Origin of the sequence: Kitasatospora sp. NPDC059646 (assembly GCF_042734615.1) — a bacterium.
In the GTDB taxonomy this organism is placed as follows: Bacteria; Actinomycetota; Actinomycetes; order Streptomycetales; family Streptomycetaceae; genus Kitasatospora.
Map to the genome: position 1 here is coordinate 60,380 of NZ_JBHWDS010000044.1, position 9,916 is coordinate 70,295.

The 9,916-nt window shown below is 74.8% G+C and carries 7 protein-coding genes; 3 read left to right on the forward strand and 4 right to left on the reverse strand.

Annotation, left to right across the window (positions count from 1 at the left end; genetic code table 11):
* Positions 1-13 precede the first annotated feature (13 nt).
* Positions 14-1,270, forward strand: a complete 1,257-nt coding sequence (locus ACFV1L_RS26765; RefSeq protein WP_380370265.1) for a phenylacetate--CoA ligase family protein — start codon at positions 14-16, stop codon at positions 1,268-1,270.
* Positions 1,271-1,305: 35 nt separating this feature from the next.
* Here the strand turns inward: ACFV1L_RS26765 and ACFV1L_RS26770 are convergent, their stop codons facing one another.
* Together ACFV1L_RS26770 and ACFV1L_RS26775 are read right to left on the reverse strand one after the other, a co-directional pair.
* Complete coding sequence (locus ACFV1L_RS26770; protein WP_380370266.1) at positions 1,306-1,968, reverse strand: response regulator; 663 nt, start codon at positions 1,966-1,968, stop codon at positions 1,306-1,308.
* Positions 1,965-3,164, reverse strand: coding sequence for a sensor histidine kinase (locus ACFV1L_RS26775; protein ID WP_380370268.1), 1,200 nt, complete (start codon positions 3,162-3,164; stop codon positions 1,965-1,967). The genes ACFV1L_RS26770 and ACFV1L_RS26775 overlap by 4 nt, the downstream gene beginning before the upstream one ends.
* 134 nt (positions 3,165-3,298) lie before the next feature.
* On the opposite strand from ACFV1L_RS26775, the gene ACFV1L_RS26780 reads away from it, so the two are divergent.
* Both ACFV1L_RS26780 and ACFV1L_RS26785 read left to right on the forward strand, forming a co-directional pair.
* The gene (locus tag ACFV1L_RS26780) at positions 3,299-4,210 is read left to right on the forward strand and encodes an ABC transporter ATP-binding protein (protein ID WP_380370270.1); all 912 of its coding nucleotides are present in this window, start codon (positions 3,299-3,301) and stop codon (positions 4,208-4,210) included.
* Complete coding sequence (locus tag ACFV1L_RS26785) at positions 4,207-5,067, forward strand: ABC transporter permease (RefSeq protein ID WP_380370272.1); 861 nt, start codon at positions 4,207-4,209, stop codon at positions 5,065-5,067. Before ACFV1L_RS26780 ends, ACFV1L_RS26785 begins: the two co-directional genes overlap by 4 nt.
* A gap of 7 nt (positions 5,068-5,074) precedes the next feature.
* On the opposite strand, the gene ACFV1L_RS26790 is transcribed toward ACFV1L_RS26785, so the two are convergent.
* Positions 5,075-9,115 carry a molybdopterin-dependent oxidoreductase gene (locus ACFV1L_RS26790; protein ID WP_380370274.1) on the reverse strand — a complete coding sequence of 1,347 codons (4,041 nt, stop codon included), beginning with the start codon at positions 9,113-9,115 and terminating at the stop codon, positions 5,075-5,077.
* A gap of 190 nt (positions 9,116-9,305) precedes the next feature.
* Positions 9,306-9,716, reverse strand: a complete 411-nt coding sequence (gene paaI / locus ACFV1L_RS26795; protein ID WP_380370277.1) for a hydroxyphenylacetyl-CoA thioesterase PaaI — start codon at positions 9,714-9,716, stop codon at positions 9,306-9,308.
* Positions 9,717-9,916: the final 200 nt, after the last annotated feature.

Consider the following 9,916-nt stretch of genomic DNA (forward strand, 5'->3'; position numbering starts at 1 on the left):
CGGGAGCAACCACGTGCCCGCCAAGCCGCTTCACGCCCTGGTCGACCACGCCCGCGCCCACTCGCCGTTCTACTCCGAGCTGTACCGCGACGTGCCGGCCGTCGTCACCTCGCTCACCCAACTGCCCGTCATCGACCAGGAGGCGTTCTGGGCCGCCAACTCCTGGCCCGGCAACCGGCTGCTGACCGCTCCGCTCACCGACGCGTGCGTCTTCAAGTCCGGTGGCACCACCGGCGCGCCCAAGTTCTCCCCGTGGACCCGGGAGGAACACCTCGACTCCGTCCGGGCGTTCGGCGCCGGCCTGGTCGACGCCGGCCTCCGGCCCGGGCAGAAGGTCGCCAACCTGTTCCGCGCCGGCGAGTTCTACAGCGGCTTCGTCTTCATCGAGAACGCCCTGCACCACGCGCCGATCGACAACGTCCGCCTGCCCATCGCCACCGCGCCCGACGAGTACGTCGCCGACGTGATCCACGGCTTCGGCGCGGACGTGCTGGCCGGCGAGCCGATGAAGCTCTCCTCCGTCGCCGAGACCCTGCTCGCCCGGGGCCGGCCCGCCCCGCAGGTCGAACTGGTCCTGTTCGGCGGCGACATCCTCTTCGACGACCTGCGCCCGCTGCTGCGTTCGGCCTTCCCCAACGCCGCGCTGTCCTCCATCGGCTACGCCTCCGTGGACGCCGGCCTGGTCGCCGGCCCGGTCCCCGCCGGTGACGACCTGCGCGTCCACCGGGCGTTCCCGGACCGGACGGTGGTCGAGCTGATCGACGAGACCACCGGCGACGCCGTCACCGAACCGGGCGTCCCCGGCCGGGTCGTCGTCACCAACCTGTTCCGCACCCTGGTCCCGATCCTGCGCTACCCCGCCGGCGACCGGGCCGAGTGGATCGACGCGTCCTGCGACCGCTTCCGCCTCCTCGGCCGCTCCGGCGAGGGCGCCCGGGTCGGCATCGTCACCATGCCCACCGAACAGGTCCGCGACGTCCTGCTCGCCCACGACCCCGACCACCACATCACCGGCATGCAGCTCGTCCAACGCCGCTGGTCCGGACGCGACGGCCTGATCATCCGCCTCGGCCACACCGCCCCGCCGCCGCCCGCCCTCACCGAGACCCTCCGCCGCGCCGTCCTCGCCGCCCGCCCCACCTACGACGCCGAGGTCGCCGCCGGCGCCATCCACCCCCTGCAACTCGAATGGGTCCCCCGCGCCCAACTCGCCACCAACCCCCGCACCGGCAAACTCCGCCAGGTCATCGACGAACGCCCGGCCCACTGACCTGCGGTCCCGCACCGACGAGGCCGGGCCGGCACTCACCGGGACGTCGTCACCAGCCCGGCCTCGTAGGCGAGGATCACCAGGTGGACGCGGTCGCGGGCGTCGAGTTTGGAGAGGAGGCGGGTGACGTAGGTCTTGACGGTGGCGATGCTGAGGTGGAGGTGGTCGGCGACCTCGGTGTTGGACAGGCCGCGGGCGATCAGGGCGAGGACTTCGCGTTCGCGTTCGGTGATGGCGGTGAGGGCGATCGGGGGCTGTGAACTGCCGGGCGCAGGGCGGGAGGTGAGGTCGGCGATCAGGCGGCGGGTGACGCGGGGGGCGAGCAGGGCGTCGCCGGCGGCGACCACCCGGACGGCGGCGATGATCTCCTCCAGGCCCATGTCCTTGACCAGGAAGCCGGACGCGCCCGCGCGCAGCGCGCCGTAGACGTACTCGTCGTCGTCGAAGGTGGTGAGGACGAGGACGTGGGCGGTGGAGCCGGAGGCGGTGATGCGGCGGGTGGCCTCGATGCCGTCCATGCCGGGCATGCGGATGTCCATGACGACCACGTCGGGCGTCGACTCGGCGGCCAGGCGGACGGCTTCGTCGCCGGTGCCGGCCTCGCCGACGATCTCCAGGTCGGGGACGTCCTTGACCACCATCGAGAGGGCGGCCCGGACCAGCGGCTGGTCGTCGACCAGCAGGAGGCGCACGGTCATCGGGCGCCCGCCGGCAGGGGCAGGGTGGCGGCGACCCGGAAGCCGCCGGTGGGTCGCGGCCCGGCCGTGAAGGAGCCGTCCAGCAGGGAGACCCGCTCCCTCATGCCGAGCAGGCCGAAGCCCGCGCCGCCGGGCTGGGTGGCGCGCAGGCCGCCGCTGTCGAGGATCTCGACGGACACCTCGGACTCCCCGCAGTCGACGGTCACCCGGCAGGAGCGGGCGCCGGCGTGCCGGACCACGTTGGTGAGCGCTTCCTGGACGACCCGGTACGCGGCGAGGTCCACCTCGGGCGGCAGGGCGGACCACGCGCCGCCCCGGCGGAGGTCGACGGTGACGCCGGCCGCGGTGGTGGCGGCGGCGAGCCGGTCGAGGTCGGCGAGGCCGAGCGCGGGGCCGAGCGGCGGCGGGGTGTCGGGGTCGTCCTCGGCGGCGCGCAGGGCGACGAGCATGCGGCGCAGGCCGGAGAGGGTCTCGCGGCCGGCGGTCTCGACCTGGCCGAGCGCCTCGCGGGCGGCCTCCGGCTGGGTGGTGAGAACGAGCCGGGCGGCGCCCGCCTGGAGGGCGACGATGCCGATGCTGTGGGCGACCATGTCGTGCAACTCCCGGGCGATGCGCAGCCGTTCGCCGGCGACGGCACGCGCGGCGGCGCTCTCGCCGAGCTCGGCGGCGTGCCGGCGGGACTCGCCCGCCGAGTTGCCGAGCAGGACCGCGACGGCCGCCGTCAGCAGGACCGCCAGTTCGGTGGAGGTGCCGATGACGAATCCCACGAGCACCCGTCCGAGGGGGTAGCCGAGCAGGACGAGGGCGGCCAGCGCCGAGGCGAGGACGACCTGACGGCGGGTCAGGTGGGCCGCGATGTACCACAGCGCCACGTCCACTCCCAGCACCAGCGGGACGTCGATCACGCTGGAGTGCATGGCGAACGCGCCGAACACCGTGCCGGCCAGCAGCAGCCCGAGGGCGGTGAGCGGGCGGCGGCGCAGCAGCGCGCAGCCGGCGAGCGAGGCCACCACGCAGCCGGCGAGCGCCCGCTGGTTGGCGTCGGCCAGCCACAGGCCGCGGTGGAACTCGTCCCGGGCCTCGCCCGGCAGGCGGACCAGCACCACGAAGGAGTACGCGAGGCCGGCCGTCCAGGCCAGTGCCGCCCAGCCGCCGGGCGTCACGCGTCTGAGCAGGGAGGGCGAGTGCACGGGCATGGGGGTGATGGTAGTCAGCCGGGTACGGTCGGCGCGTCGGACCGGGGGCGTACAACCGGGGAAGACACCCGCCGGGGCAGGTGTCGGTGCGGGGCCGACGCGGGACGACGGGCCGGCACGGCACGGTTGCTGCCGTGATCGAAGTCAACGAACTCACCAAGCGGTACGGCCGCACGGTTGCCGTCGACGGCCTGACCTTCACGGTCCGCCCGGGCCGGGTCACCGGCTTCCTCGGCCCGAACGGGGCCGGCAAGAGCACCACGCTGCGGATGGTCATCGGGCTGAACGAGCCGACCGGCGGCAGCGTCACCGTGCAGGGCCGGCGCTTCCGGGACCGTCCGCGCGGCCTGCGGCACGTCGGTGCCCTGCTGGACGCCTCGGACGTGCACGGCGGGCGCACCGCGGCCGCGCACCTGGGGGTGCTGGCCCGGAGCAACGCGATTCCGCTGCGGCGGGTGGACGAGGTGCTGGAGGAGGTCGGGCTCGCCGCGGCGGCCCGGCGGCGGATCGGCGGTTACTCGCTCGGCATGAAGCAGCGCCTGGGCATCGCCGCGGCGCTGCTCGGCGACCCGCCGGTGCTGCTGTTCGACGAGCCGTTGAACGGGCTGGACCCGGAGGGCGTGCGCTGGGTGCGCGGCCTGTTCCGGCGGCTGGCCGCCGAGGGACGGACGGTGTTCGTCTCCAGCCACCTGATGAGCGAGATGGAGCACACCGCCGACCACCTGGTGGTGGTCGGCCGGGGCCGGCTGATCGCCGACGAGTCGCTGTCCGCGTTCGCGGCCCGCGGCCGGGGCAGCAGCGTCACCGTCCGCACACCGGACGCGGGCGCGCTGGCCGCCGTGCTGACCGGGGCGGGCGGGCACGTGCGGGCGGACGGCGAGGAGCGGCTGGTGGTGACCGGCCTGGACGCGGACGCGGTCGGCGACCTGGCCCACCGGCACGGCCTGCGGCTGCGCGAACTGGCTGCCGGAGCAGCGTCGTTGGAGGCCGCGTTCATGGAACTCACCGCCGACAGCGTCGAATACCTCGCAGGAGACTCCCGATGACCGTGCTCACCTCCGCCGCACCGCCCGCCCACCTGACGGTCGACGAGCCGCGGGCCCGGTTCCGCGACCTGCTGGTCGCCGAATGGTGCAAGCTCCTCTCGCTCCGGTCGATCCGCTGGGGACTGTTCCTCGGCGTGCTCGGGCTGGCCTTCCTGAACGCGAACGCGGCGATCGCCGACGTCAACGACTGGGCGCACTTCACCGACGAGCAGCGGCAGTCGTTCGCGCCCGCCTCGTCGCTGGCGGCCTCCTTCACCAACAACGCCTGCATCGCCACCCTGCTGATCGCGGGCAGTCTCGGCGCGGTGGCGCTGGTCAGCGAGTACGCGACCGGGCAGATCCGCACCAGCTTCGCGGCGGTGCCGGCCCGGCGGGCGCTGCTCTCCGCGAAGATCGTCGTGCTGACGGTGGTGATGCTGGGCTTCGGGCTGGTGGCGACCGGGCTCTCCTTCTTCGTCTCCCAGGCCGTTCTGTCGAGCAAGGACGCCGGGATCGCGATCACCGAACCCGGCATCTGGCGCGGCCTGTTGGCCGCCGCCCTGCTGCCCGCGGTGTGCGCGTTGACCGGCCTGGGACTGGCGGCGCTGGTGCGGCACAGCGCAGCCACCGTCGTCACCACCACCACGGTCCTGCTGCTGGTCCCGAACTTCCTCAGCCAGAACCACCACTGGTCGGCGTGCCTGTACCACGCGACGCCGTTCCGGGCCTGGCAGGAACTGCACGACCTGGTCGGTCTCCCGCCGAACCCGAACATCCCGTTCCCGGCGGATCCGGCCGGCGAGTGGCTGGTCTATCTCGCCTGGGCCGCCGGCGGTGCGCTGGCCGCGCTGGTCTTCGGCACCCGGCGGGACGTCTGACGGCTCGTCAGTACACGTCGCGGACGTAGCGCTTGTCGGCGGCGAGCTGCTTCAGGTAGCCGGCGGCCTCGTCGGGGGCGAGGCCGCCGTGGGTGGCGGCGATGTCGTGCAGGGCCCGGTCGACGGCCCTGGCCATCCGGGTGGCGTCGCCGCAGACGTACAGGTGGGCGCCGTCCTGGAGCCAGGACCACAGGTGGTGGCCGTGTTCGCGCATCCGGTCCTGGACGTAGACCTTGGCGCGCTGGTCGCGGGAGAACGCGGTGTCGAGGCGGGTGAGGGTGCCGTCGGCGAGGTGGGCGGTGAGTTCCTCCCGGTAGTGGAAGTCGGTGGCGCGGTGCTGTTCGCCGAAGAACAGCCAGTTGGGCGCCCGGTGGCCGCGGGCGCGGCGGTCCTCCAGGAAGCCGAGGAAGGGCGCGACGCCGGTGCCCGGGCCGATCATGACGGCGGGGGTGGCGGGGTCGGCCGGCGGCCGGAAGTGCGGGGCGCGGCGGAGCCGGACGGGGACGTCGGTGCCGGGCTCGGCGTCGGCGAGGTGGGTGGAGCAGACGCCGCCGCGCGGCTGGCCCTTGACGCTGTCCCAGCGGAGCACGGAGACGGTGAGCGAGATCAGGTGCGGGTCGGTCAGCGGGCTGGAGCAGATCGAGTACTGCCGGGGCTGGAGCCGTCCGAACACCTCCGTCCACTCCTGGGCGCTCGCCCGGACGCCGAACTCCGCCGCCACGTCCACGGCTTGCCGGTCCCAGGTCCAGCGGGCCAGTGCGTCGGTGTTGTCGGCGCGCAGCAGGGCGCGCAGTTCGCGGCCGTCACGGGTGCGGTCGGCGCAGAACCGGAGCAGGTCGGGGCCGATCCGGGTGATGTCGAGGTGGCGGGAGAGCGCTTCGCGGAACGGGAGTTCGCCGCGGCCGGGGAGCGTGACGGTGGCGGAGGCGGCGGCGCCGACCAGGGCCAGCCACTCGTCCACCAGCGAGGGCGAGTTGACGGGGTGGACGGCGAGTGCGTCGCCGACGGCGTAGTCCAGCGGCCGGTCGAGGTGGCGGGTGTCGAAGGTGAAGCGGCGCACCTCCTTGCCCGAACCGGGCCCGCTCAGCAGGCGGTTGCCGACCAGTCGGGCGGGCACCGCCTCGCTGCGCCGGGCGGCCGGGGGCGGTGCCGGGGCGGGTGCCGGGGAGGGGGCCGGGCCGGGGGTGTCGCGGAGTGCGGCGGCGACGGCGTCCAGCCAGGCGGCGGCGGTGGCCTCGTCGCCGGGCGGGCAGTCGGCGCGCGGGGCGAGCGGCCGGGCGCCGAGTTCGGCGAGGCGGGCGTCCAGGCGGCGGCCGTGGCCGCAGTAGTCGCGGTAGCCGGGGTCGCCGAACGCGAGGACGGCGTAGCGGCGGCCGTCGAGCCGGACGGGCGGGTCGGCGGCGAGCGCGTCCCAGAACGCCGCGCCGTTGTCGGGGGCGTCGCCGTCGCCGTAGGTGGAGGTGACGAACAGCAGGTCGGCGTCGGCGGGCAGGGCGGCCGGTTCGGCGTCGGCCATGGCGCGCAGGGCGGCGGGCCGGCCCTCGGCGGTGAGGCGGGCGGCGACGGCGGCGGCGAAGTCCTCGGCGGTGCCGGTCTGCGAGGCCCACAGGACCAGCAGGGGGCGGCCGGCCGGGGCGGCCGTGGACGGGCCGGTGCGGGAGTACAGGCCCGCCAGCGCGCCGTTGACCCACTGGGCGTGCTCGGCGCTGAACGGCGCTCCGGCGGGCAGCACCGGGACGCCGGGCGCCCCGGCGGGCAGGGCGGCCAGGAGGCCGGCCAGGTACCGCCGTTCGGCCTCGGCGAGGACGGGCGGCGCGGCGGCCTCCAGGCCGAACACGGCGGCGGCCGACGGCTCCGCCCGTTGCGGCGCTGCCGCGGCGGGCGACGGCTCGGCGCTTTGCGGCGCTGCCGCGGCGGCCGTGGCCACCTTGGTCAACGCGACCGCGCAGTACTTGAGTTCGGGCTGCTGCGAGAGGGGGTCGATCGCGTCGGAGGTGACGGCGTTGATGCTGAGGTCCGCGCCGAACAGGTCGTTCCAGTGGAACGGTGCGAAGCAGTTCCCGGGCCGCACCCGGTCGGTGATCCGGGCGGGCAGTACGGCCCGGCCGCGCCGCGACCTGATCTCGACGCCGTCGCCGTCGGCGAGGCCGAGCCGCGCGGCGTCCCCGGGGTGGAGTTCGACGAACGGCGACGGGTCGAGGCGGGCGAGCCTGGCGACCTTGGCGGTCTTGGTGAGGGTGTGCCACTGGTGCGGCAGCCGACCGGTGTTGAGGACGAACGGGTGCTCGTCGTCGGGGAGTTCGGCCGGGTCGAGGTGCGGGCGCGGGTGGAAGACGGCGCGGCCGGAGGCGGTCGGGAAGTGCGGGGTGCCGTCGGCCCGGAGGTAGCGGATCGGGTTGCGGTCGGGGCCGTCGGCGGCGGCGGCGGGCCACTGGACGGGGGTGTCGCGCAGCCGGGGGTAGTCGACGCCGCGCAGGTCCCAGCCGGTGGCCGGGTTGTGGAAGCGCTTCAGCTCCTCGAAGACCTGCTCCGCGCTGTCGTAGCGGAAGCCGTCGGTGAAGCCCATCGCGGCGGCGACGTCCGCGATGATCCGCCAGTCGGGGAGGGCCTCGCCGGGCGGGTCGGCGGCGGGGCGGGCCAGCGTGAGAGTGCGTTCGCTGTTGGTCAGGACGCCCTCGGTCTCGGTCCACAGCGCGGCGGGCAGCACCACGTCCGCGTACGCGTTGGTCTCGGTGTCGGCGAAGACGTCCTGGGTGATGACGAGTTCGGCGCGTTCCAGGGCCTCGACGACGGTGCGCCGGTTGCCGACCGAGGCGACCGGGTTGGTGCAGATGATCCAGCAGGCCTTGATCTCGCCGTCGGCCATCCGGCGGAACAGGTCGACGGTGCCGGTGCCGAGGCCGTCGGCGCGGACGGTGCCCGGCGGGACGCCCCACACCCGCTCGGTGAACTCGCGGTCGGCGTCGGCGAGTACGGTGCGCTGGCCGGGCAGGCCCGGGCCCATGTAGCCCATCTCGCGGCCGCCCATCGCGTTGGGCTGGCCGGTGAGCGAGAACGGTCCGCTGCCGGGGCGGCAGATGGTGCCGGTGGCGAGGTGCAGGTTGACCAGGGCGTTGGTGTTCCAGGTGCCGTGCGTGGACTGGTTCAGGCCCATCGTCCACAGGCTGGTGAACTCCGCCGCCCCGCCTATGAGTTCGGCGGCCCGCCGGAGGTCGGCCGGGGGGATGCCGGTGATCCGGGCGACCCGCTCCGGCGGGTAGTCGGCGAGGAAGGCCGGCATCGCCTCCCAGCCCTCGGTGTGCCGGGCGATGAACTCCTGGTCGGTGCGGCCGCTTTCGTGCAGCAGGTGGAGCAGGCCGTTGAGCAGGGCGAGGTCGGTGCCGGGGGCGATCTGCAGGAACAGGTCGGCCTTGGCGGCGGTGGCGGTGCGGCGCGGGTCGACCACGATCAGCTTGGCGCCGGCCTTGACCCGGTCCATCATCCGCAGGAACAGCACCGGGTGGCAGTCGGCGGCGTTGGAGCCGATCACCAGGAACACGTCCGCCAGGTCGAGGTCCCGGTAGGAGCCGGGCGGACCGTCGGCGCCCAGCGACAGCTTGTAGCCGGTGCCCGCACTGGCCATGCACAGGCGGGAGTTGGACTCGATCCGGTTGGTCCGCAGATAGCCCTTGGCGAGCTTGTTGGCCAGGTACTGGGCCTCCAGGCTCATCTGCCCGGAGACGTACAGCGCGATCGCGTCGGGGCCGTGCTCGTCCAGTACGGCGCGCAGCCGGCGGCCGGTGTCGGCGATCGCCTCGGCGGCCGGCACCGGCACCGGCCGTTCGCCCCGGGCGGGGCGCACCAGCGCGGTGGCGAGGCGGCCGGGGGCGGCGAACAGGTCGGCGGTGGTGGCGCCCTTGGTGCACAGCCGGCCCAGGTTGGCGGGGTGCCGGGGGTCGCCGGTGGCGCGCCGCACGGTGCGGCGGCCGTCCGGTCCGGTCTCGACGTCGAGCAGCAGGCCGCAGCCGACGCCGCAGTAGCCGCAGACCGTGCGCACCTGTTCGGTCACGGGAACCCTTCCGTCCGCGTGCACGTCCGCGTGCACGAACGAGCACAGCACCGCGTGCACCTCCGGGCGCACGTCCGACCTGCACCTGTCACGGGTGACTGTAGGAAGACCGCGTTTCCCCGCCGTCTCCGCGACGGCGGGGAGCGGTTACACCGGCCGCACAGTGCGGCCGGGGGGCCGGTGAGGCCGGTCAGCCGCTGTGCGGCACCCCGGCGACCTGCGTGCTCTGCCCGCGGAACTCGGCGACCACGGCGCCCTTGGCGGTGCGGACGGTGACGTCGTAGACGCCCTGCCGGCCCGCCCTGGAGCGCTCCACGGCCTCGGCGACCAGCTCGTCGCCGATCTGGGCGGGGGCCAGGAAGGTGACCTGCGCGCCCTGCGCGAGGGCGACCGGCCCGTAGCTGTTGCAGGCGTAGGAGAACGCGGCGTCGGCCAGCAGGAACACGTACCCGCCGTGCCCGATGCCGTGCGCGTTGGCCATCTCCTCGGTGACCCGCATCCGGGCCACCGCCCGCCCGCCGGCCACCTCGTCGAGCGTGATGCCCGCGCCACGGCAGGCCCGGTCGCGCTCGAACAGTGCGTCGATCCTGCTCGTCCCCACCCCTGCTCCCCCCAGTGAGCTGCCCTTTCCCGGGCGTGAGCATTAGATCGATCCGACTGATCGGCTGTCAATGGCCCCCAGGATGAACGTTGTTGAGCGGCCCAGGGCCGGCGGCGCCCCGCGCGGGCGGTGAGGCCCGCGCCCCCGGCAGAGCACTCCGACCGCCCCGCACAGCCGCGGGCTGCCCCCGCCGCCAAGTC